The organism is Actinoplanes sp. CA-252034, from assembly GCF_050956125.1.
In the GTDB taxonomy this organism is placed as follows: domain Bacteria; phylum Actinomycetota; class Actinomycetes; order Mycobacteriales; family Micromonosporaceae; genus Actinoplanes.
Genome location: NZ_CP191846.1, coordinates 5,510,991 through 5,531,444, shown reverse-complemented (window position 1 = coordinate 5,531,444; position 20,454 = coordinate 5,510,991). Strand labels below are relative to the sequence as shown.

Here is a 20,454-nt window from a genome sequence, read left to right as displayed (position 1 = left end):
GTCACCTCCGCGAGGTGACCCCCGAACAGGCCGATGTCCGGCAGCGAGACCTGCCCCGGGCTTACTGGCCGGTGCGTCCATCGATGCACTCGCGGAGCAGGTCCGCATGGCCGCAGTGCCGCGCGTACTCCTCAACCATGTGAATGAGGATGTCGCGGACACTGGCCTGCTCGCCGTTGGCCATACCGATCATCGTGCCGAGATCGGGCGCCGAATCAAGCCACTGATCAGCGGCCACGATCTGCTCGCGCCAGACGGTGAACGCGTCATCCACGACGCTCGGATCAGCCACCGCACCGTCGAAATCCAGGTCGTGCTCCTCGGCGGACCAGTAGAGCCGTGGCGCGCTCAGGTTGCCCCGCAGAGTCCGGTGGAACCAGTTGTTCTCCACGGCGGCCATGTGCCGGATCAGACCGAGCAAGCTCATCGTCGACGGCGGAACCGATCGAGCGGCCAACTGCTCCGGCGAGAGATCCTCGCACTTCATGCCCAACGTCATGCGGTAGTTGGACAGGTACTCACGGATGGTTGCCAGTTCGCCGACGGGGCTGACGGTGGATCGGGGATCCGCTTCAGGTCTCGCCCACATGCCGCTGTATCCGACTTCCCGCTGACTGGTCATGGGTGAACCCTTCCCGCTGGGCTGCGATCCTGCCACCCCATTTCTCCGACGACCGGAATTCGTGTCGCCACAACACTCACGCCCGCACACCAGGGCGCCGAGCTGGCGTGACGGCGGCGGTCCGCCCGAGCATGGACACGGTAACCAGCCATGTCGGTTCTGACAGCCGGTGCCTTCAGTTGCGCGTCAACCGTTCGCTGATTGCCGCAATCGCCTGATCCCGGGCGGTGGTGTCCCGTGACCACACCGACGTGTGCCGCTGGGACAGCACCATCAGAACGAACGACCGGCCCTGCTGGGTGGTCAGTCGCAGCCGGGGTGGCCGGTCGGCGTCAGCCTCCACGCCGCGAATATCACTCAGAGCAAACCGCCGGGTACGCCCCAGACCGAACAACGGCGTAAACGTGACCGCCTCGTCAGACAGAGTCAGAGTCCCACCCAGCATGGACAACCGCCCGGCAATCGACTTGCCCGATGACAACGGAATGCTCGCCACCCATTCGACATCAGCGCTCATGGCGTGCCCTTCTCCTGTATGCACGGGGTGACGTCCTCTCGCCGGCCACGAGCGGGCACCGGCCCGCGCCTGGCAACCGTGAGGCTGGGCGGCGAGCGGATCGCCGGAAGTCCCGCATCCGTCAACGCTGACAGCAACGGACAAGATACGGGACGTCAACCCGTGGTCAGGTTCGTGACCAGGGTGCGCAGCCACGACTGGCTGAGTGCGGGATCACGGCCGATGGCGCGAGCGACGGCTTGTCGACCGGCCGGGCTGCGACCGTAGGCGACCAGTGCCGCAGCCTCGGCGAGTGCCTGCCGCGTGCGCTCGTCCCGGCCCGGTCCCTCAAGCGCCGGATGACCGGCCACGGCTCGCGTTCGTCCTCGATCCAGTCCCGCATCAGCGCGAACAACTCGGTGAACGTCTCGCCCTCATGAACGACATCGACCAGGACCGCCGGGCGGTCACGGCGCGCCAACGCGTACGGCGTCAGTCCGACTGTCTCCAGGAATCGCCGGCCCTGCGCAATCTCAGCGGCTGTCAACGGACGCCGCCGCCACCGACGGCCGGAAACGATCCCCTGACGTTGGAACGACAACGGCAGCCGATGAAGCCGCTGCACGCCGGCTGTGCCGGTGAGCACCCCACCGAGCAGGTCGAACATCGAGTCCAGGGACCTACCCACGAAGAACAGATCCCCGTTGCGGCTGCGGGCCAGCACCTTCCCGGTGCACACCACGAGATCGTCGAGGAACCACAGGTCGGGCGTCGCGGCATCGTCGAACAACGATCCCAGCTGATCCGGCGTGATCAGATCCCACCGGAACGGCACGCTCTCCGGCGTCGACGTCACCCCGTCATGATGCCAGCCCGATCCGGCCCGAGCCCCGCCCAGACGTCAATCAACATCATCGCCGACGATGCACGGCGCGACACACTCATCGGCCACGTCCCTGAGCAGAGCCGATGCGTACAACGACGTCCACCTCACAGTCGATTCTCTGTGTAAGGAGTCGGTTCGACGGCTCAACGACAGTCGCAGCGGAGCTCCACTGACCATGTGCACCCGGCCATCCTCCTCCGGGGCTCCCGATGCTGAGGTTCTCGTCCCGGTCATTTTTTGAACGTCACGCCTGCGGCCGGCTCGAGGACGGTGCAGATGCTCTCCACGTCGAACCTGACCCGACGAACCGGTACGCCTTTCTCCCTGTTCTTTGCCGCTTCTTTCAGCTCGTTGTCACACGTTTCGTCACCCGCATCCACGGCGTAGAAGTCGAACCCCTTGCCTTTATCCGATTCGTTTCCGACCGAATAGGCCTGGGTGGACCAGAAACCATTGACCACCTGCACGGAGGTATCGCCGACAACGAAGAAGAACGTCTTGGCGTCGTCCGAGTCGCGCGGCTTGGACAAGATCCACAGAGCGTGGTCTGCGCGAAGATCTTCCACTGTCCCCTCGACACACACCGTGGACCCGATATCAATCGGTGGGGCGCTTCGCTGGGGGCTCGTGAACCGCACTCGTGTTGGAACCTTGACGGAGGAGGCAACGGTGGCTTCGGCCGTGGTCGTGGATGCCGCTGAACAGGATCCGGGCGGCGAAGACGCCTGCTCCGCCGTGCTCGGCGAAGGGCTTGGCGATTTCCCCGTGTGATCCGGACTGGTCCCCGCCGGGGGATCGGACGCGGCCGATCGCGGAAAAGCGTAAGCGACCAACGCGACAAAGATGCTGACGACAGCAGCAACCGCGCCGATCATGGTCCAGGTGTGAACGGAGATCCGTTTCGCGCGGGGCCTCGGCGGTTGCGCCGGGTTGCGCTGGTTGCCGTACGCCAACTCTGACCTCCTGTGCGACCACTCAAAACGTCACGTACACAATTGACGGTGACGTCGGGTCGGCAGTTCAATCCTGTCGGTTGCTCAGCACTCTGCGCAGAGTACCTATATGGCGCAATAGGATGCCACCCTCGCCAACCCTGACCCGATGTCTCGGTGACGCCATGACCAATTGACACCCGAAACCTCCAGCGGCAAGATCGCATTATCGGTACGACAGGTGCACTCATTTCGGCTACTTGTCCACTGGTGGCACGACCGCTGCCCGGCCACAAGCGTGCCCCCGGCGGACTCCCTCTCGACGCGGAGGTCCGTGCCCGCGGGGACACGTGCTGGGGCATGGGCGTGTGGATGTCCGGACTCCGGCTTCGGAACCTCTTTCGCTCCGGCGGTGTCGACCATGCGTACACCTACCGGAAGGGGGCGGCTGTATGCCCGTCACACCGCGTCGCGAGCTGATCGTCTGGAGGGAGGCCGGCCCCTCCCACGACGGACTGTCACCCGACTCGCGATGGCAGACAGCAAATAGGTGGCGCCGGCGAGCCGGCGGCGTCTTCATCGTGACGGTGCTGCTGGCGGCGATCGGCGTTTCGGTGACGCACGCAGCAGGCGAGAGAACCAGCCGAATCAACGGCGCGGCGCTCACCAAGGCGAAATACTCCGACGATGCCGTTGCCGGAGTAGAGCCCGGCGAGGTGAACGGAACACACTTCGATTCCCTGTTCGTCCAGTTCGTCGACCGGGACCACGGGTTCGCGCTGACCGCAACCTGCCCGGGCGATGAGCAACGCTGCTCGTATGGATTGGCCGTCAGCGTCGACGGGGGCCGCACCTACCAGCATCGAGAGGTCCCGTTAGCCAAGGTCGCAACGCTCGAGGGCTACAGCGCCGACCTGCACGCCGTCACCACACGAACCGTCGTGATCGAAGACCGCGGAAAGTGGTGGGTGACCATCGACGCCGGACGTACATGGCGCTCGGCACCGAACTCGGTCACGCGAACCGTTGCCACGATCCCAGCAACCGGACGCCTTTACGCTCACTGTGCCGACACGAACTGTGACAGCCGCGAACTAATGGTGATCGACCCGGATACCGGCATGCGGTTGACGGTTCCCAACGTTCCGCTGGAGAGCGTCCACAGCTCATCGGAGTCCACGATCTCCCCTGACGGCACCCGATGGATCTCCGGCATCGCGCGGGGCGGCGTTCCCGCTCTGGCCACTACGCGCAATGGCGGCCGTACCTGGTCGGTGTCCCGATTTTCCAAGCCGGAGAACCTACTTTCCGGTCCAAAGCTACTGGTGGGACCTGGAAAGCAGCGGTACGCGGTGTTCACCGTTCAGCGCAAGGACGCCAAGAACGGCTTCGGGCCAATGTACGCCAGCACGGACGCGGGCCGGACCTGGACTCGTATTCGAGGCGGCGAAGAGCAACCCGCCTCCATCACGGGCGCGATCGTCCAGCCAGATGGACGGCTGCTCATCGGGACGGAACGAGACGGCCCGATGATCAGCGCCGACGGGGGTCGCACTTTCACGAGTCCCGGCGCCATCCCCGCTGTCTCCAACTTCATCGAGCGCAGCGGGATGATCACGGGCATGACGAGCACCGGCGCCTACTGGACATCACGGGACGGCGGAACGACCTGGTCACCGATCTCGGTGCCGGCCCCATAGCTCGGCCGGCGACTACAGCGAGTACCGGCCAGCCTGCCGGGACCGCGGCAGAGACCGGGCTGAGCGCACGCTGGCGCGGCGGCTGCTTGAATGGGCGTCGCACCAGCACGCGGAGCGTCATGGCCAACCGTGATCCCATGGCGGGAAGGTATCAAGAACAATCATGACGAGCGAGGCTCTGTGGCCGCTGGCGAAACTGTCGGCGCTCCGGCTCGGCCGCCGTTTGGCAGTCGAGGTGCCCGTAACGGACGCGGGGCGGCGTGCCTTCGTCGACATCACACCGGGAGCCGTCGAAAGAGACGCACAGGCCCGGCGCGAGAGATGGACCAACAAAAGCAGCGCCCGATCCTTCCGTATCGAGCATTGGGAGTACGACGCCAGCCTGCTCGGCGGGTTCGACTACGACGTCGGGGCGACGCAACTGCGCGGTGCCGATGCAGCCGACGAGGCGGAACTGCTGGCCGTTCTGCGCGAGTGGGAGATCGACCCGCACCGGTTTCAGTACGCCTGGGACACCGCCGACCCTCGGTAGCTCGGCAAGCATCGTCTCGTGTCACGATGCCCGGATCACGCCAGGTGAGCGCGACGGCCCCGAACTCCGATACGCAATGACTCCACGCACATCAGTGCGGCTTGGCGGCAGCCAGAGTGAACGGGCCTGACGGCGGCTTCCGAAGTGCGATCGGGACATTCGGATTACTGCTCGTGGTGGCGCCGACAAGCTATTGAAGAAGCGACGCTATGGACCGAACGGATCCCAGTGTGCCGCATAGCGCAACAGTGACCGCGCTAGGTCGGAGTGGGCCGCGGCCCATAAGGTGTCGAAGAGAAACCATTGGTCGAAGCCGAAGAAGTCGTCGATGTAGCGTGCCGTTTGAACAATGTTTGTATCGAGGTGGATCAGCGACTTAGTGGCCTCCAGCGAGCGCTGCGTCAGCGGTATAGGTAGGGTATCTGCGGTCGGCGCATGAAGGGGCACAGCAGCGGCGAGTGAGGGACTGTACCCGGGGATTCGGGTGTAGCGCTGTAGTGCTGGGCCGAGATCCTTTTCCCCAGGTGCGATCAGCGCCCGCAATAACTGAGCGTCATACGGTAGGTGCTCAGCCTGAGAATCGTCGACATCTCGAAGACAGGCGCCGAGTTGGGGCAGGGTAAGGCCTACAAACTCCACCGCGCCGACGAGGTCCAGGTTGGGCGAGACGTCGGGCGATTCCCAGCACAGCCGCACCGAGAAAACCGACTCCGGACCGCTGGGCCCGAACCTCACGGTACGAACGGGCACGTCATTGCTGAAGGCCACACTCGCTGGGACGGCGACACTGGGCAATGGCCAGGTGTCTTGGACCAGGAACGCCAACCGGTCGGGTGACGCGGCGACAGCTTCGTCGTCGATGAAGTAGTACGCCAGATCCACCTCATCGTCGTCAGTCCGCACCCGAAGCGCATGCTCGCCGAGCCGGATGTAGTCGCCCTCGTTCATCGCCTTCTACCCACAGGTACTCGTGGAGCAGTGTTCGCAGTTGGTCTACCGACTGAGGTTCGGGCAGGTTACGTTGACGGGCCTCATCGAAGATCGAGTCCAGGCCGTAGACGTCGCCGTCGAGTTCGTTGCTGATCCATTCCTCAGGTGCATCACGGCCCCAACCTCGACGGAACCAGTCCAACACCGTGGCATCGGGCACGGCGACCACCCGCTTGCCGAACGGCGACTCCTCCCGCCAACGACATACGAAGTACATGGGCTGACCTTAGGCTGCAATGCCACCGGCCGGCAGCGCCTCCGGCCCAAGGCCAAGAGGGCCGGAGGCGCCGTCCCACTCACGCGCGTCGGCCCGACCAGACGGTACGGACACTTGACGATCCGCCGCCCACGGATATGTATCGCGTGGGCGGCGCGTTTCTGGATCTGGTTGAGATCGTCTACCACTGGCTGCCGTCAGGGCGGACCAGCACCTCGCTCATCACCACGCGAGCGGGGCGGGAGACGACGTAGGTGATGGTGTCGGCGATGTCCTCGGCGTGCAGCAGAGTGGCGTTGGCGAAGGCTTCCCGGCTGGCTTCCAGGATCTCCGGGCGAATGTGGGTGAACAGTTCGGTGGCGACCGGGCCGGGCTCGATCAGTGAGACCCGGCCGAGCAGCATGATGCCGGCGTTGTTGACCAGGGTGTCCAGGCCGCCGAAGGCGGCGATGGTCTGCTCGACCGCGGCGGTGGCCTGCAACCGGTCGACGATGTCGGCTTCGATCGCCAGCACGGTGCCCCCGGTGGCCCGGATGCGGGCGGCGAGGTCGTCGAGTCGGTCCTTGCGCCGGGCGACCAGTGCGACGCTCGCGCCCTGAGCGGCGAGCGACAGGGCGGTGGCTGCGCCGATGCCACCGCTGGCGCCGGTGATGAGGGCGGTCGTGCCGGTCAGCGAAGTGCTCATGGTGTTCCTCCGGTGGTGGTCGTTCGGTGCCCACCCAGACTGACACCACCGTAAGCGTTACGACAATGTCATGTGACATTGCCTACTTACATACGGTGGTGTCACCGCGATGGTTAGCATGTCCTCGTGAACAGTGACGACACCTCGCGCAGCACAGGGCGACTGCTGTTGGCCGCGGCTCCCGGAGGGTTGTGCCTCGTTCAGGACCTGCTCAACTCGGCGGGCATGCCCGAGGCTTCGGTCCCGGACCTGCTCGACAACGAGTCCGCAGCGCAGACCTGGCTGGATGCCTCGATGCAGACCTGGAGCGAGCAGACCGGCCGGACCGCGCGGCGGATCGCTCTGTCCGGCGACGATCTCCCCGCGCTTCGCGACCTCCGCCACGATGTCCGTGGCTGGCTCACCAGCGAAGCCGAAGACCCCACGCCGCATCCGGTCGACGTCGACCTGTCGTTCCGCGACGGCCGCTTCTCCTTTCAGCCCAAAGGCGACGGTGCCGCCGCCGTCACGTCGCTGGTTCACCTCGAGGCGCTGCTGGCCTCACACACCGGCACGCTGGCCCGGCTCAAAGCCTGTATGAATCCGTCCTGCGGCGCGGTGTTCTACGACCTGTCACGCAACGCCACCCGCGTCTGGCACGACATGAAAACCTGCGGCAACACCCTGAATCTGCGAGCCTCTCGGGCCCGCCGCCGGGCAACCGCCAAGGGCTCGCCAGCCGATTCCGATCGGTGAAAGCGCACCTGGCGCCGGCCTCGATGCAGCCCACGCCAACACCGCCCTCGCCACCACGACAGCCGGTCACGTCCCCTTCATCGATACGGATGACGGCAGAAGCGGTCACGGCTCGAATCGACGCTTCCACCAGGGCGACTCTCTACGAGCGAAGGGATTGTTGAGGGTCCGTACATGGCAGTCTCCGCTCCGCCATTCCTCGGGATCATCGAAGTCGCAGGCCCGTCAGAATGCTGCGGTGCCCGCCTTCGAGGAGCCGTCGCCCATCTGCGGAACGAATGCGCAACGTCGCCGAGGGGGAGACCATTGCGCAGCTCGAACAAGGCCAGCCCTCGACGCGAAGGGCTCGGCCATGGCGCCGTTCTCGCGGATCGGCGGCGGGCAAACGATTGCGGGCCCGGGACATGGGAACATGATCACGGACCGGAATGGGGACGCCTAGGGCTGGAGGATGTGTGCCGTATTCGCCTGATCTCGCGACGATCCTGACCGAGGGGGCGCGGTTCGAGGCCGACGGCATCGCCTACGTCATCGAGCGCCTGCCGGTCGGGACGGTCGTCGCCCCGACGGGGGAGATCACCGCCTGTGATCCGCTCACCGGGGCGGCCGGCGCGGAGGCGTTCACCGTCACGATCGCGCCGGGGCGGTATTCCCTGACCGCCTGGGTGGCCGTGGTCAGCCGCGACGGCACGGCACCTGACCACCGTACCGCCGCATTGGCATTGACCGTTAGTGATCAGCCTGTGGTGCGCTGGGAGATGGCCCTCAACGAGGGCCAGGACGTCGGCGTCCTCGACGCCGACGGCTATTTCGGCTACCCGGTCGACGCCGGGGTCGGCACGCTCGCCGACCTGTCCGCCGTCACCGCGCTGGCCGATTGGGATTACGACCAGCTCGAGGAGGTCTACATCCCGGCGCGGATCCCGCCGGGCCCGGCGCCGATCGACGGCGTCGTCGACGAGGCCACCGGCGCCAACGTGATCAGCGTTTCCTCCGGATGGGGCGACGGGGTCTATCCGACCTTCGTCGGCTTCGCTGCCGATGGCACGGTTTGCCGGTTCGTCACCGATTTCCTGGTGATTCCGACCCTTTAGCGGTACGCCCGAGCACGCACCCATTCACGCGGATTCTCAGCGGTCGCTGAACTACCCACGCAGCCGGTCCGAACACGGCGGACGCCGGCGCTGCTCGTGCCGGAGCGGCCCGACACGAGCAGCGTGGTGGGTCAGGCGACGGCGGTCGCCTCCAGTTCGATCATCTGACCGGGGATCGCCAGCCGGGTCACGCCGAGCATCGTGGTCGCGGGCGCCACCCCCGCCGTGGCCAGCCGGCCGGCCAGCACGCCGTAGTGCGGGAACAGCGCGTCCACATCGGTGGTGTAGACGTTGAGGCGGACCACGTTCGCCAGTGACATGTCCGCCCCGTCGAGCACGGCCTCCAGGTTGGCCAGGCTCAGCGCCACCTGCGCGGCCATGTCGCCGTCGTGCTGCGGCTTGCCGTCGGGGTCCATCGCGGTCTGCCCGGAGCAGTACAGCGTCCGGCTGTGACCGGAGACCACCTCACCCTGGTTGAACCCCAGCTCTACCGACCACGGCCACGGGTTGACCGCCACTCGTTGCACTGCCACTTCTGCTCCGTTCGTTGATGGTGCCCTGCGGTCGACCCTGCCCGCGAATCACGACATCCTCTGTCGTGTATTCCGATACGGTTCGCGGATGCGTGCCGATCGGCTGGTCTCCCTGGTCCTGCTGCTGCGCTCGCGGGGACGGCTCACCGCCGACGCGCTCGCCCGCGAACTCGAGGTGTCGACACGTACCGTGCTGCGCGACATCGAAGCCCTGTCCACCGCCGGTGTCCCCGTCTACGCCGAGCGCGGCCGGCACGGTGGCTTCGCGCTGCTGCCCGGCTTCCGCACCGAGCTGACCGGCCTCAACCACGACGAGACCCTCGCCCTGCTCACCGCCGGATCCGGCCGGGCGTTCGGCCTCGGACCGGCACTCGACTCCGCGATGCGCAAGATCGTCGACGCGCTACCCGAGGGCCATCGGGTGACCGCCGGTGACGCCGCCCAGCGGCTGCTCGTCGAACCCGACACCGACCTGCTGCCCCGCCGGACCGCCGTCGACGAGGTGCCCCGCACCACGATGGGCGAGGTCCGCCGCGCCGTGCTGGCCGGTCGCCGCCTGCGCCTGCACTACGCGGCCACCGGGGAGCCGGCCCGCTGGCGCACCGTCGACCCGATCGGCCTGGTCACCGTCCGCGACCGGGTCTATCTGCTCGCCACGCGAGCGGGGGAGGACCGCACCTACCGGCTGTCCCGGGTGCTGGCCGCCGAGGAGCTCCCCGAGCCCGCGCAGCGACCGAACCGGGTCGACCTGGATCGGGCCTGGCGGGAACGCTGCGCCCGGTTCCTGTCCGGCGACCACATCGCCGTTCGGGTCCGGGTCACGCCGGGCCGCCGGGAGGAGCTCCTCGCCAGTGCGGTCGCCGTACGTGCCGAGCAGCCCGACTCCGACGGCCAGGTCCGGCTGGAGGTGACCTTCCAGGACCTGCGGCACGCCGTCTGGGTGCTGTGGCAGCTCGGCGCCGACGCGGAGGCCCTGACCCCGCCGTCGTTGCGCGCCGCCCTGCACGACCGGGCCGCCGCGATCGCCGCCCGCTACCGGGTTCCCGGCTGAGGTGCTCCGCGGTCTTCCTCTCGAATCCGTGACGGCGGGTCCGCACGTCGCCGCCGGCGGCCGATGTGGAGATCGATTGCGATGATGGTGCCCGTGGAGATCCTGCGGCGCCGGCAGCACGCCCGTCACCTCTTCCCTGTGCTCGGCATCGTCGCCGGGCTGGTGCTGATCGCGGTGCCGTTCAAGACCTCTCTCGACAACGATGCCTGGGGTGATCGGCTCCGGACCGAAGGGGTGCAGGTCCAGGCTGTCGTCTTCGAGACCGAGTACGGTCCGCGCAACAGCCGCACCATGCATCTGGGCTACGACGTGGCCGATGTCCGGCACCGGGCCGAGGTCGCCTGCCGGCAGGTCTGCCACCCGGCCGGGACGGCGGTGCGGATCTGGGTCAGCCCGCACGACCCGGGTGACTTCGTGACCGACTTCGGCGTGCTCAGCGGCCATCGGGGACGCCTTCAGGGTGGGATCGGCATGGCCGGCCTGGTCCTTTTCGTGGCCATGGTGATCCTCGTGGGATCCCGGCTGGCCGACCGGCGACGTGAGCGTCGACGACAACGCTGGAAGGCCGACGAACGCGACCAGCGCCGACAGCAGAGCAAGCCGGTTACGCTGCGCCGGAGAAAGGGCTGACCGGGATCGGCTCGCCCGGCGCATCGATGCCGGAACCCGACCGCCCGACCTGGAGTGAGGCCTCATGGCAGTCTCGGTGGACACGGTGCTCGGCGAGCTGCGGCGCCCCGACGGCGGATTCGAGTTCGAGGGCCGGCTCGGTGACGTGGCGATCGCGCTCGACGTGGACGACGCGGACGCGGCGGTCGTGCTCGCCCAGCGGGTGAGCACGACGATCGGTGACCTCGACGGGTTCGCGCGGCGGGTCGCGACCGAGCTGGCGAATGCCTTCACCCCGGAGGGGCCTGACCAGGTGGAGGTGTGGGAGGACGGCGAGTCCATCGTCAGCGGCGCCGATTTCGCCCGCCGGATCCGCCTCGACTGCCTCACCGCGGCGGGCGATGGCGACATCCAGCTCTACTTCGACGACGACGGGATGTTCGGCGGGCACTCGATCCGCGCCTGGATCGATGAGACCGGCACGGTGGCCGACGCCCAGATCGCCGGCTAGCCGGCCACCGCCCGCGGTCGGAGCGCTGGCTCTCCCGACCCGCCTACCTGAACAGCGCGCGAAGCTCGCCGATCGGCGTGTCGGTGGCGCCGCTGAGGGCTCGGCCCAACGTGACCAGCCGCGGATCGGTGACCGCCGGTTCGTCGACCAGGCTGCGGGTCACCAGATCCGACGATGAGCCATCGACGCCAGGCCCGGCCAGCCGCCGCTGCCGAAGACGCAGCCGTCGACGTGCAGCCACTCGCAGCCGGCGGCCCGGGCCTCGGCGACGGCGGCGGCGACCAGACGGGCGCCGACGCCTTGACGCTGCAGGCCGGGGGAGACGGCGGTGTCGAGCAGGAACGCGTGGCTGCCGCCGTCCCAGCAGACCTGGACGAACCCGGCCAGCCGGCCGTCGTCGAAGGCACCGACCCAGGTCAGGGCGTGTCGTTCGAGACGCTCCGACCACGGCCGCACGATCGACGGATCGGCGCCGAACGCCTCCGCGTGCAGCGCGCTCAACTCGCGATCGTCGACGGGGAAGCGGATGACGAGACTGACGGGCATCCGGCCACGGTAGGTGACGGCGGCTCCGGTTGCGGGCCGGCACGAGGGCCCATGACGTCGGCGCCGTGACGGTGGATCTCTTCGACACGTCGTCCATGTACGACGATGACTATCTGCACTTCTTCGCCGCGCCGGGCGGCGTCGCGACCCCGACCCACGGCGCTCTCGTGGGCACCGCATACCAGGGCGAGTCCGCCGCCGACCTGATCTGGCGGCTCCTCGACCTGGCACCCGGCATGAACGTGCTCGACCTCGCCTGCGGACACGGCACGCTCGCCAACACCCTGGCCGCGCGCGGTTGCCGGGTCACCGGCCTCGACTCGTCCACGGTCTTCCTCGACCGGGCCCGAGCCGACGCGACAGCGGCCGGTGTGGACGTCGAATACGTGGCCGGCGACATGCGGGCACTACCGGCGTGGTCGGGCCGCTTCGACCGGGTGATCAACTGGACCACCGCGTTCGGGTACTTCGACGACGACACCCGCGCCTACCTGTTCGGCCTGACCGGCCCGAAACCCCGGCGGACGGCTCGCCGCAGACTGTGGGCCCGCCACGACGTGCGCCCCCGCGCCGGCGCGGTCATCACCTTCGACCACCCACAGGTCTGCGAACTCGTCCTCAACCGGGAGAAACTGCTGGTCAGTGGCACCGACGGCATCATGCTCGTGATCTACCACGCCGACACCGGCAGCGAAGCCGCCGACAAGCTCACACTCCTCGCCACATTTGCGGCAGAGTATCCGAATGGCGTACACGTTTCCCGGGCAGGTCGCCCGCACCCAGGGGTTCACACTCGGTCTGGCCCGTAACTTCGCGATCGCCCCGGACGGCTCGCGGGTCCTCTTCCTGCGCACCGCCGGCGGCGAGGATCCGGTCGCCGGCCTCTGGGTCTACGACGTCGCGACCGGCGAGGAACGGCTGCTCGCCGACGCGGCGGCGCTCGGCGCCACCACCGCCGGCGAGATGTCCGAGCGGGAACGGGCGCGGCGTGAGCGGGCCCGCGACAGGTCCGCGGGGATCGGCGCCTTCAACACCGATGCGGACGTACGGACGATCGCGTTCACCCTCGACATGAGGTTGTTCGTGGCCGACGTGTCCTCCGGTGAGGTCACCGAGGTCGGCGCGCGGGAGCCGGTCGCCGAGGCGCGCATCGACCCGACCGGTCACTGGATCGCCTACGTCCACGACGACGGGCTGCGTGTGATCAGCCGTGACGGCAAGGACGACCGCCCGCTCGCCGAACCGGACGGCCCCGAGGTCACGTGGGGTCTGCCCGAACACGAGGCGTCGGAGTCGATGGACCGCTTCGAGGGCTACTGGTGGGCGCCGGACGGCCGGTCGCTGATCGCGGCCCGGGTCGACAACAGCCCGGTGCAGGTGTGGCACATCAGCGACCCGGCGCACCCGGAGAAGCCGCCGACGGCGCTGCGCTACCCGGCCGCCGGCACCCCGAACGCCGACGTCAGCCTGCACGTCCTGGGCCTCGACGGCAGCCGCGTCGAGGTCGACTGGGACCGCAAGGCCTTCGAGTACGTCACCCGGGTCACCTGGGACGCCACCGACCTGCTGGTCACCGTCCAGAACCGTCCGCAGACCGTGATGCGGATCCTGGCCGTCGACCCCGCCACGGGCCGGACCACGGTGCTTCGTGAGGACACCGCCGCCGACTGGACGACGATCGTCTCCGGACTGCCCGCGCACACCGCGTCGGGTGCTCTGCTGTGGACCGTCGAGGACGGCGACACCCGCCGGCTCATCGTCGACGGGGTGCCGGTGACCCCGCCCGGCCTGCAACTCGACCGGCTGCTGTCGGTCGACGGCGACACCGTCCTGTTCTCGGCCTTCCAGGACCCGGCGTCGCGCGAGCTGTGGACCTGGTCGCCGACGTCGTTGGAGCAGGTCACCACGGTTCCCGGCCTGCACGACGGCCGGCGGCGCGGCGGTGTCACGGTCGTCGACGCCCGTACCCTCGAGGGCGAGTCGGTCACCGTCGGCGGCCGCCCGCTACGCAGTCTCGCCGCCGTCCCCGAGGTGGTGCCCGTGCCGCGACTGCACCGTCTGGGCGAACGGGAGCTGCGGACCGCGGTGCTGCTGCCCACCGGTTACGAGGGCGGGCCCCTGCCGGTGCTGATGGACCCGTACGGTGGCCGGGCCGCCCAGCGTGCCGTCGCCGCGCGCTCCCGCTACTGGGCGTCGCAGTGGTTCGCCGACCAGGGGTTCGCCGTCGTCATCGCCGACGGCCGCGGGACTCCCGGGCGTGGCCCCGCCTGGGACCGGGCCCGCGGCGACGACCATCCCGGCCCGCGTCTGCAGGACCAGGTGGACGCGCTGCACGCCGCCGCCTCCCACTACGACCTGGACCTGACCCGGGTCGGCATCCGCGGCTGGTCGGCCGGCGGCTACCTGGCCGCCCTGGCCGTGCTGCGCCGTCCCGACGTCTTCCACGCCGGCATCGCCGGGGCGCCGGTCACCGACATGCTGCTCTACAGCTCGCACTGGCAGGAGCGCACCCTGGGCCTGCCGGCCGAGAACCCGCAGATGTACGCCCAGTCGTCGCTGATCGACGACGCCCCCGGCCTGCGACGCCCGTTGCTGCTGATTCACGGCCTGGTCGACGACAACGTCCTCCCGGTGCACACCATGAGGCTCTCCGCAGCTCTGCTGGCGGCCGGCCGTCCGCACACCGTCCTGCCGCTGCCAGGCGCGTCCCACATGGGTGCCGTCGACGGTCTGTGGGAGTTCGAGCTGGCCTTCCTGCGCCAGTCCCTGGGCCTGGCGTAATTGCGGTGCCGGTGGGGGAGCGCGGCGGTAGCGTGCCGGGTCATGAACCTGACCCGGCTCCGGTGGACCGACATCCCGCTCTCCCTCCGGAGCCGTGCCGAGACCGCCGAGGCCGGTTCGTGGCCGGCCGTCACCGACTCCTAACCGGAGGTCGGCGGCAGCACGGCACCCGCTCACCCGCGCGATCGACCAGGACGATCTGGACACCGTCCTGGTCGATCGCGGCCGGGCTGTTCGTCAGCCGGTCGCTGCTGCTGCCGCCCCCGTCGGCGCCCGCTGTCCGCGACTTCCAGCGAGCCCAGGCGAAGGCGCTGCTGGCCTGGCTGGGCACCCGTCGACCCGACATCCTCCGCGAACGGACGTGACCATGACCCTTGATCTGCACGCGCTCTGCATCGACGCGCGGGAGCCGGCCCGGCTCGCCGACTTCTGGGCCGCCATGCTCGGCTATCAGGTCGTCGACGACCCGCTCGACGGGATCGTCATCGGCGGTGCCGGCGGGTTCCGGTTGCGGTTCGTGCCGGAGCAGGCGCCCAAGACCGTCGCCAACCTCATGCACTTCGATCTGACCAGCACGTCTGTCGAGGACCAGGAGCGCACCGTCGCCAAGGCGCTCGCCCTCGGGGGCCGGCACCTCGACATCGGGCAGGGCGACGTCGACCACGTGGTGCTCGGTGACCCGGAGGGCAACGAGTTCGACGTCATCGAGCCGGGCAACGGATTCCTCGCCCGGTGCGGGTTCGTCGGGGCGCTGGCCAGTGACGGCAGCCAGGCGGTCGGGTATTTCTGGGCGCGGGCGCTGGGCTGGCCGCTCGTCTGGGACGAGGACGAGGAGACCGCGATCCAGTCCCCGAACGGCGGCACCAAGATCACCTGGGGCGGCCCGCCGCTGGAGCCGCGCCACGGCAAGAACCGGTGGGCGTACGACATCGTCGTCTCCGACGAGGGGGAGACCCGCCGCCTGATCGCCCTCGGCGCCACCCACCTCGCCGACGGGCCCGGATGGGTCCGGCTCGCCGACCCGGACGGCAACGACTTCCGCATCCTGCCGGCCGGCTGAGCGCTGCCGGCGACGACAACCGGACGGAAACTCGGCGGCCACGGGCCTACGACATGCGCCGGGCACGATCGTCTGCAGGCGGAAGGGCCGTCTGCAGACGAGAGTAGGGCGCGGCTATGGCACTCATCGTGACGGTCGAGGACGACAACGAGATGGCCGGGATGCTCGCCGCGGCCCTGTCCTCGGCGGGACACACCGTCCGGGTCGCCGACAGCCCGCAGCAGGCCATGCACCTGGTCGAGTGGCAGCGACCCGACCTGATGATCCTCGACCACCGGATGCCGGGGATGGACGGGCTGGAGACGGCCCGGCTGCTGCGGGCCGGCGCCGCCACCGCGACGATGCCGCTGATGATGCTGGCCGCCAAGCCGCCCGAGCAGGCGCGCGAGGTCGTGGACCGGGTGATGACCAAGCCGGCCGGCATGCGCACGGTCACCGCGGCGGCTCACGAGCTGCTGTCGTCGAGCCGCGACGTCGTACCACCCGCCGGGCCGCCGTTGACCAACCGCGGCCGGATCAGAGCCGTGGGCCGGCTCCTGGACCGCACCGACCCGGTGGCGCTGCGGATGCTGTCGGCGCTCGCCGCCGAGGTGGCCGCGCTGACCGGCGCGCCGACCGCCGCGGTCACCCTCGTGCTCAGCGACGCCGTGGCCTACGTGGCGTCGGTCGGCGTGCCCGAGCCACTGGCCACGGCCGGTGGGGTGCCGGCCGAGTGGGCGCCCTGCTCGATGGTGGTCGGCCGGGACGAACCGGTCCTGATCACCGACACCCACCACGACCCGGCCCACCGGGACAACCCGGTGGTCGTCCGTCTGGGCGTGCGGTCCTACGCCGGTGTCCCGCTGCACGACGCCGCCGGCATCCCGGTGGGCACGCTGTGTGTGCTGGACCGGGTGCCGTTCGCCTTCGACGAGGGCACACTGGCGCGACTGGCCACCGCCGCCGCACACGCTGAGCTGCTGCTGCGGACCACCGTCTAGGATTGCCGTTCGATGCCGATCGAACGCGAGCTCAAGACCCCACCCCTCTTCGCCGCGCTGGCACCGGCCCGCCGGATCCTGATCGCCGGCGCGGGCGGCGGCTTCGACGTCTACGCCGGGCTGCCGCTGGCCCTCGCGCTGCGCGAGACCGGCGCCGAGGTGCACCTGGCCAGCCTGTCCTTCTCCCAGCTGGAGCTGATCGACCAGGAGTCGTGGCTGGACCGCGACGTCGCCGCGATCACCCCCGACACGGCCAGCCCCGACTGGTATTTCCCGGAGCGGACACTGGCCCGCTGGCTCGCCGCCCACGACATGCCGTCGACCGTGTACGCGTTCCCGCCGCTTGGGGTGCGGGCGCTGCGGGCGGCGTACCAGATCCTGATCGACCGTCACGGCATCGACGCGATCGTGCTGGTCGACGGCGGCACCGACATCCTGATGCGCGGCGACGAGAACGCCCTCGGCACCCCGGTCGAGGACATCACCAGCGTCGCCGCCGTCACCGCCCTCGACGTGCCGGTCAAGCTCGTCACCTGCCTGGGGTTCGGCATCGACGCGTACCACGGCGTCAATCACGTGCAGGTGCTGGAGAACCTCGCGGCCCTCGACCGGGACGGCGGCTACCTGGGCGCCCTGTCGATTCCGGGCGACAGCCGCGAGGCACGCCTCTACCGGGACGCGGTCGCCGACGCGCAGGCCGCCACCCCCGAGCGGCCGAGCATCGTCAACGGGCAGATCGCCGCCGCCGTCGCCGGCGCCTTCGGCGACGTCCAGTTCACCCGCCGCACCAGCGGCAGCACCCTGTTCGTGAACCCGCTGATGGCCATCTACTTCACCGTCGACCTGGACAGACTGGCCGCCCGCTGCCTCTACCTGGACCGCCTCGAGGACACCATCAGCCGCCGCCAGGTGATCGCCCGCATCGAGAAGTTCCGCAACGAGATCCCGACGACCCGGATTCCCCAGGCGTACCCGCACTGATCCGGGGAACGATCACCGGATGACGACCGGGGGAGTGGAGGACCTGCTACGACAGGCCCGCGCCGGGATACGCCGTCTCGACCCGGCCGAGACGTGGGCGGCCGTGACAGCCGGGGCACTGCTCGTCGACACCCGCACCGACCGGCAGCGGGCCGCCCAGGGCGACCTGCCGGGCGCGATCGTCATCGACCGCACCGTCCTGGAATGGCGTCTCGACCCGGCCTCGGACAGCCGCATCCCGGAGGCCACCGACCACGACCGGCTGATCGTGGTGGTGTGCCGGCAGGGCTACAGCTCCAGCCTGGCGGCCGCCGGCCTGCGCGCGCTGGGCCTGCACCGGGCCACCGACATGACCGGCGGCGTCGAGGCGTGGCTCGCCGCCGGCCTGCCCACCACCGCCGGCCCCGCCGACGTCCGGGACTGACCGATATCCTCGGCCGTGCTCGAATTGATCAAACCGACGACGGCCCGGCACGCCTCCTGGCTCGACTCCCGCGACGAATGGGGCCGCGGGGTGCATCAGCCCGGCAGCGGCCTGCGGCCCGCCGACGACGTCGACTCGCCGGAGGGCTTCGCCGCGTGGGTGGCCCGGCTGCACCGCGAGGGCGACGAGACCGTGCCGCCGTTGCCGGGGCTGGTGCACGCCACCTACTGGTGGATGGTCGAGGACGACACGATCCTGGGCACCATCTCGCTGCGCCACTCGCTCACCGACTTCCTGCTCCAGGCGGGCGGCCACATCGGGTACGCCGTACGCCCGTCCGCGCGGGGTCGCGGCGTGGCCGGCTGGGCCCTCGGCGATGTGCTGGAGGTGGCACGGCGCCGATCTCTCACACTGGTGCTCATCACCTGCGACGTGGACAACACCGCCTCGGCCCGGGTGATCGAGAAGTGCGGCGGTGTGCTCGAAGACGTCCGCGACACCCCGGTAGGGCTCAAACGCCGCTACTGGATCTCGTTGTAATCCAGGGGCAGGTCGACGTATGCGTCCGGCAGGTCCGCGGCGGGCCAGGAGATCAGCAGGGGGAGAACGTCACCGGGCGGGCGGGTGATCGTGTACTCGGCGGTGGACTGGAAGGTCAGCACGCCACCGCCGGCGCCCGCGGTGTGTGCGGAGATCCAGGTGGCCTCGCCGTCCCGAACCACCGCGACGGCCGCTCCGGCGAACGTGTCGATGGAGGGGCCCGGTGGGATGTAGGCGTTGGCGAGGCAGGCGAGTTCGAGCGACAGGCTGTCACCGACCTCGGTGAGCCGGCTCAGTACCACGACGGCGTCGTCGCTGCGGGCCAGCACCCGGGGTGGGACGACGATCCGGCCGGTCTCGGCATACGGCTCGTCGGCCGGGAAGCTCCCGGTCCGGTAGCGCAGACCTGCCGGCGGTGGGACGGAGCGCACCGGGGCGTCCCACACCGACACGGTGTCGCGGTCCACGGTGGCCCGGTCCGGTAGCGGCAGCTCGACCACGGTCTCCGGGAAGCCGATCTCCGGCCAGGCGAGCACCAGTGCGAGCCTGTCGAAGAGCGGCGGCAGCCGTACGGTCATCCGCAGCCAGGGCCCGTGCACCCCACCGGAGTGGTCGCCGCTGGCCGACGACGAGCTGACGGCGAACTGCCAGTGGGCCCGGCCGTCGTCGTCGAGCCGGCCCACCCGCAGATCGAGGCCCTCGTCGTACCGCGGAAGCAGCCGCCGTGCCGCCGGTTCCGGACCGGGCCGTCCGGCGCGGATGTCGGCCTGCCGTTCGGCGGCGCTGCGCCGGTCCAGGGGGCGGCGCGCGATCAGTTCGAGGTCGAGCCCGGTGGGCCGGGAGATCACCTGCACCACACCGACCGTCAGCTCCGGCCGGTCGGCGATCAGGCCGCCGCGGTGGGCGAGCACGCCGAGTGTCTGCTCCACGGGTCAGCCCACGTCCGGGAACCGTGCCACCGGCCACGACGGGTCCGGCCGGAACCCGGTGTACGTGTCGTCGAACGGGAACTCGGGCGCCTCGATCAGCTTGATGATCCGTTCCCCTTCGGCGCGGATCACCACGGCCTGGTCGGCGTCGAAGTAGAGCGGGTGGCCGATCCGGCCGGTGAGCTCGTCCTCGTCCTTCCACCGCCACTCCCGCCGCGGTGTGGCGACGATGTCGAGCACGTGATCGGTGGTCTCCACAGCGTCGCCGCGCCGCGTGTACGGCGACTCCAGGTTCACATACCAGCCGGTGAAGACGCCGTCGGTGAAGAACCACCACACCGAGTGGGCGGCGCCCGCCGGCATCAGGATCAGCACGTCCGAGTAGAGCCAGCCGCTGTTGACCATCACCGGCGCGGTCATCGCGTCGGGGGACACCTCGTGCGCGGTGCTGCCGTCGGCGTCGACGAGTCTCGCGAAGTCACCACCGACGGGCTGCCACAGCAGCAGCCCGTCGGCGTCGTCGCGGATCACCCGCATGGCCTGCTCCCACATCACCCACTCGCCGCGAACGTAACGGCGGGTGATGGTCTGTCCCGTCTGGAATCGCACCCGGGCACCGT

At 69.5% G+C, this 20,454-nt stretch carries 25 protein-coding genes; 15 read left to right on the top strand and 10 right to left on the bottom strand.

Translation table 11 applies throughout. The annotated features are described in order from the left end of the window. Positions 1 to 61: 61 nt before the first annotated feature. The 4 genes from ACQPZW_RS25465 to ACQPZW_RS25450 all read right to left on the bottom strand — a co-directional run bounded on the left by ACQPZW_RS25465 (position 62) and on the right by ACQPZW_RS25450 (position 2,570). Complete coding sequence (locus ACQPZW_RS25465) at positions 62 to 622, bottom strand: DinB family protein (RefSeq protein ID WP_433788537.1); 561 nt, start codon at positions 620 to 622, stop codon at positions 62 to 64. Between the two features lie 175 nt (positions 623 to 797). Then, entirely contained in the window at positions 798 to 1,139 is a 342-nt protein-coding gene (locus ACQPZW_RS25460; RefSeq protein ID WP_433788536.1) for a hypothetical protein, read from the bottom strand. A 166-nt stretch (positions 1,140 to 1,305) separates the two neighbouring features. Beyond that, complete coding sequence (locus tag ACQPZW_RS25455; RefSeq protein ID WP_433788535.1) at positions 1,306 to 1,974, bottom strand: hypothetical protein; 669 nt, start codon at positions 1,972 to 1,974, stop codon at positions 1,306 to 1,308. A 260-nt stretch (positions 1,975 to 2,234) separates the two neighbouring features. Continuing rightward, positions 2,235 to 2,570 carry a hypothetical protein gene (locus ACQPZW_RS25450; RefSeq protein WP_433788534.1) on the bottom strand — a complete coding sequence of 112 codons (336 nt, stop codon included), beginning with the start codon at positions 2,568 to 2,570 and terminating at the stop codon, positions 2,235 to 2,237. A 947-nt stretch (positions 2,571 to 3,517) separates the two neighbouring features. On the opposite strand from ACQPZW_RS25450, the gene ACQPZW_RS25445 reads away from it, so the two are divergent. Together ACQPZW_RS25445 and ACQPZW_RS25440 are read left to right on the top strand one after the other, a co-directional pair. Continuing rightward, positions 3,518 to 4,636, top strand: coding sequence for a WD40/YVTN/BNR-like repeat-containing protein (locus ACQPZW_RS25445; RefSeq protein ID WP_433788533.1), 1,119 nt, complete (start codon positions 3,518 to 3,520; stop codon positions 4,634 to 4,636). Between the two features lie 163 nt (positions 4,637 to 4,799). Continuing rightward, positions 4,800 to 5,168, top strand: a complete 369-nt coding sequence (locus ACQPZW_RS25440; protein WP_433788532.1) for a hypothetical protein — start codon at positions 4,800 to 4,802, stop codon at positions 5,166 to 5,168. A 207-nt stretch (positions 5,169 to 5,375) separates the two neighbouring features. Here ACQPZW_RS25440 and ACQPZW_RS25435 read toward each other — a convergent pair whose 3' ends face one another. Then, positions 5,376 to 6,116, bottom strand: a complete 741-nt coding sequence (locus ACQPZW_RS25435) for a hypothetical protein (protein WP_433788531.1) — start codon at positions 6,114 to 6,116, stop codon at positions 5,376 to 5,378. 440 nt (positions 6,117 to 6,556) lie between these two features. Then, positions 6,557 to 7,060: an SDR family NAD(P)-dependent oxidoreductase gene (locus ACQPZW_RS25430; protein WP_433788530.1), complete on the bottom strand. Its 504-nt coding sequence runs from the start codon at positions 7,058 to 7,060 to the stop codon at positions 6,557 to 6,559. Between the two features lie 126 nt (positions 7,061 to 7,186). Between ACQPZW_RS25430 and ACQPZW_RS25425 the strand changes: the two genes are divergently transcribed. Beyond that, positions 7,187 to 7,795 (top strand): CGNR zinc finger domain-containing protein, encoded by a 609-nt coding sequence (locus ACQPZW_RS25425; RefSeq protein WP_433788529.1) that lies wholly within the window; start codon positions 7,187 to 7,189, stop codon positions 7,793 to 7,795. Between the two features lie 455 nt (positions 7,796 to 8,250). Then, a complete protein-coding gene (locus ACQPZW_RS25420; RefSeq protein WP_433788528.1) occupies positions 8,251 to 8,889 on the top strand; it encodes a DUF4241 domain-containing protein in 639 nt (212 codons plus the stop codon). A 131-nt stretch (positions 8,890 to 9,020) separates the two neighbouring features. Here ACQPZW_RS25420 and ACQPZW_RS25415 read toward each other — a convergent pair whose 3' ends face one another. After that, the gene (locus ACQPZW_RS25415; protein WP_433788527.1) at positions 9,021 to 9,422 is read right to left on the bottom strand and encodes a RidA family protein; all 402 of its coding nucleotides are present in this window, start codon (positions 9,420 to 9,422) and stop codon (positions 9,021 to 9,023) included. Between the two features lie 88 nt (positions 9,423 to 9,510). Here ACQPZW_RS25415 and ACQPZW_RS25410 point away from each other — a divergent pair, with 88 nt between their 5' ends. The 3 genes from ACQPZW_RS25410 (at position 9,511) to ACQPZW_RS25400 (ending at position 11,593) form a co-directional block, all read left to right on the top strand. Beyond that, positions 9,511 to 10,473: a helix-turn-helix transcriptional regulator gene (locus ACQPZW_RS25410; RefSeq protein ID WP_433788526.1), complete on the top strand. Its 963-nt coding sequence runs from the start codon at positions 9,511 to 9,513 to the stop codon at positions 10,471 to 10,473. Positions 10,474 to 10,566: 93 nt separating this feature from the next. Next, a complete protein-coding gene (locus ACQPZW_RS25405; RefSeq protein ID WP_433788525.1) occupies positions 10,567 to 11,103 on the top strand; it encodes a DUF3592 domain-containing protein in 537 nt (178 codons plus the stop codon). A 64-nt stretch (positions 11,104 to 11,167) separates the two neighbouring features. Next, positions 11,168 to 11,593 (top strand): DUF2262 domain-containing protein, encoded by a 426-nt coding sequence (locus ACQPZW_RS25400; RefSeq protein WP_433788524.1) that lies wholly within the window; start codon positions 11,168 to 11,170, stop codon positions 11,591 to 11,593. 159 nt (positions 11,594 to 11,752) lie between these two features. Here the strand turns inward: ACQPZW_RS25400 and ACQPZW_RS25395 are convergent, their stop codons facing one another. Then, positions 11,753 to 12,139 carry a GNAT family N-acetyltransferase gene (locus ACQPZW_RS25395; protein ID WP_433788523.1) on the bottom strand — a complete coding sequence of 129 codons (387 nt, stop codon included), beginning with the start codon at positions 12,137 to 12,139 and terminating at the stop codon, positions 11,753 to 11,755. A gap of 65 nt (positions 12,140 to 12,204) precedes the next feature. On the opposite strand from ACQPZW_RS25395, the gene ACQPZW_RS25390 reads away from it, so the two are divergent. The 8 genes from ACQPZW_RS25390 to ACQPZW_RS25355 all read left to right on the top strand — a co-directional run bounded on the left by ACQPZW_RS25390 (position 12,205) and on the right by ACQPZW_RS25355 (position 18,905). Further along, positions 12,205 to 12,948, top strand: a complete 744-nt coding sequence (locus ACQPZW_RS25390; RefSeq protein WP_433788522.1) for a methyltransferase domain-containing protein — start codon at positions 12,205 to 12,207, stop codon at positions 12,946 to 12,948. Beyond that, positions 12,884 to 14,920 carry a prolyl oligopeptidase family serine peptidase gene (locus tag ACQPZW_RS25385; protein WP_433788521.1) on the top strand — a complete coding sequence of 679 codons (2,037 nt, stop codon included), beginning with the start codon at positions 12,884 to 12,886 and terminating at the stop codon, positions 14,918 to 14,920. Before ACQPZW_RS25390 ends, ACQPZW_RS25385 begins: the two co-directional genes overlap by 65 nt. Positions 14,921 to 15,039: 119 nt before the next feature. Further along, positions 15,040 to 15,285, top strand: a complete 246-nt coding sequence (locus ACQPZW_RS25380) for a hypothetical protein (RefSeq protein ID WP_433788520.1) — start codon at positions 15,040 to 15,042, stop codon at positions 15,283 to 15,285. 2 nt (positions 15,286 to 15,287) lie between these two features. Further along, entirely contained in the window at positions 15,288 to 15,980 is a 693-nt protein-coding gene (locus tag ACQPZW_RS25375) for a VOC family protein (protein WP_433788519.1), read from the top strand. A 116-nt stretch (positions 15,981 to 16,096) separates the two neighbouring features. Further along, entirely contained in the window at positions 16,097 to 16,960 is an 864-nt protein-coding gene (locus ACQPZW_RS25370; RefSeq protein ID WP_433788518.1) for a response regulator, read from the top strand. A 12-nt stretch (positions 16,961 to 16,972) separates the two neighbouring features. Then, positions 16,973 to 17,941, top strand: coding sequence for a DUF1152 domain-containing protein (locus ACQPZW_RS25365; RefSeq protein WP_433788517.1), 969 nt, complete (start codon positions 16,973 to 16,975; stop codon positions 17,939 to 17,941). A gap of 19 nt (positions 17,942 to 17,960) precedes the next feature. After that, complete coding sequence (locus tag ACQPZW_RS25360) at positions 17,961 to 18,365, top strand: rhodanese-like domain-containing protein (RefSeq protein WP_433788516.1); 405 nt, start codon at positions 17,961 to 17,963, stop codon at positions 18,363 to 18,365. Between the two features lie 15 nt (positions 18,366 to 18,380). Next, positions 18,381 to 18,905, top strand: a complete 525-nt coding sequence (locus ACQPZW_RS25355) for a GNAT family N-acetyltransferase (RefSeq protein WP_433788515.1) — start codon at positions 18,381 to 18,383, stop codon at positions 18,903 to 18,905. On the opposite strand, the gene ACQPZW_RS25350 is transcribed toward ACQPZW_RS25355, so the two are convergent. Both ACQPZW_RS25350 and ACQPZW_RS25345 read right to left on the bottom strand, forming a co-directional pair. Continuing rightward, positions 18,887 to 19,834 (bottom strand): hypothetical protein, encoded by a 948-nt coding sequence (locus tag ACQPZW_RS25350; protein ID WP_433788514.1) that lies wholly within the window; start codon positions 19,832 to 19,834, stop codon positions 18,887 to 18,889. The two genes, ACQPZW_RS25355 and ACQPZW_RS25350, sit on opposite strands and share 19 nt — an antisense overlap. 3 nt (positions 19,835 to 19,837) lie before the next feature. Further along, the gene (locus ACQPZW_RS25345; protein ID WP_433788513.1) at positions 19,838 to 20,443 is read right to left on the bottom strand and encodes a DUF402 domain-containing protein; all 606 of its coding nucleotides are present in this window, start codon (positions 20,441 to 20,443) and stop codon (positions 19,838 to 19,840) included. Positions 20,444 to 20,454 lie beyond the last annotated feature (11 nt).

Bases quoted from the DNA above. Each gene is read 5' to 3' on its own strand.
- ACQPZW_RS25465 (WP_433788537.1), bottom strand. From the start codon at position 622: ATGACCAGTCAGCGGGAAGTCGGATACAGCGGCATGTGGGCGAGACCT.
- ACQPZW_RS25460 (WP_433788536.1), bottom strand. From the start codon at position 1,139: ATGAGCGCTGATGTCGAATGGGTGGCGAGCATTCCGTTGTCATCGGGC.
- ACQPZW_RS25440 (WP_433788532.1), top strand. From the start codon at position 4,800: ATGACGAGCGAGGCTCTGTGGCCGCTGGCGAAACTGTCGGCGCTCCGG.
- ACQPZW_RS25435 (WP_433788531.1), bottom strand. From the start codon at position 6,116: ATGAACGAGGGCGACTACATCCGGCTCGGCGAGCATGCGCTTCGGGTG.
- ACQPZW_RS25430 (WP_433788530.1), bottom strand. From the start codon at position 7,060: ATGAGCACTTCGCTGACCGGCACGACCGCCCTCATCACCGGCGCCAGC.
- ACQPZW_RS25410 (WP_433788526.1), top strand. From the start codon at position 9,511: ATGCGTGCCGATCGGCTGGTCTCCCTGGTCCTGCTGCTGCGCTCGCGG.
- ACQPZW_RS25400 (WP_433788524.1), top strand. From the start codon at position 11,168: ATGGCAGTCTCGGTGGACACGGTGCTCGGCGAGCTGCGGCGCCCCGAC.
- ACQPZW_RS25395 (WP_433788523.1), bottom strand. From the start codon at position 12,139: ATGCCCGTCAGTCTCGTCATCCGCTTCCCCGTCGACGATCGCGAGTTG.
- ACQPZW_RS25385 (WP_433788521.1), top strand. From the start codon at position 12,884: ATGGCGTACACGTTTCCCGGGCAGGTCGCCCGCACCCAGGGGTTCACA.
- ACQPZW_RS25375 (WP_433788519.1), top strand. From the start codon at position 15,288: ATGACCCTTGATCTGCACGCGCTCTGCATCGACGCGCGGGAGCCGGCC.
- ACQPZW_RS25370 (WP_433788518.1), top strand. From the start codon at position 16,097: ATGGCACTCATCGTGACGGTCGAGGACGACAACGAGATGGCCGGGATG.
- ACQPZW_RS25365 (WP_433788517.1), top strand. From the start codon at position 16,973: ATGCCGATCGAACGCGAGCTCAAGACCCCACCCCTCTTCGCCGCGCTG.
- ACQPZW_RS25360 (WP_433788516.1), top strand. From the start codon at position 17,961: ATGACGACCGGGGGAGTGGAGGACCTGCTACGACAGGCCCGCGCCGGG.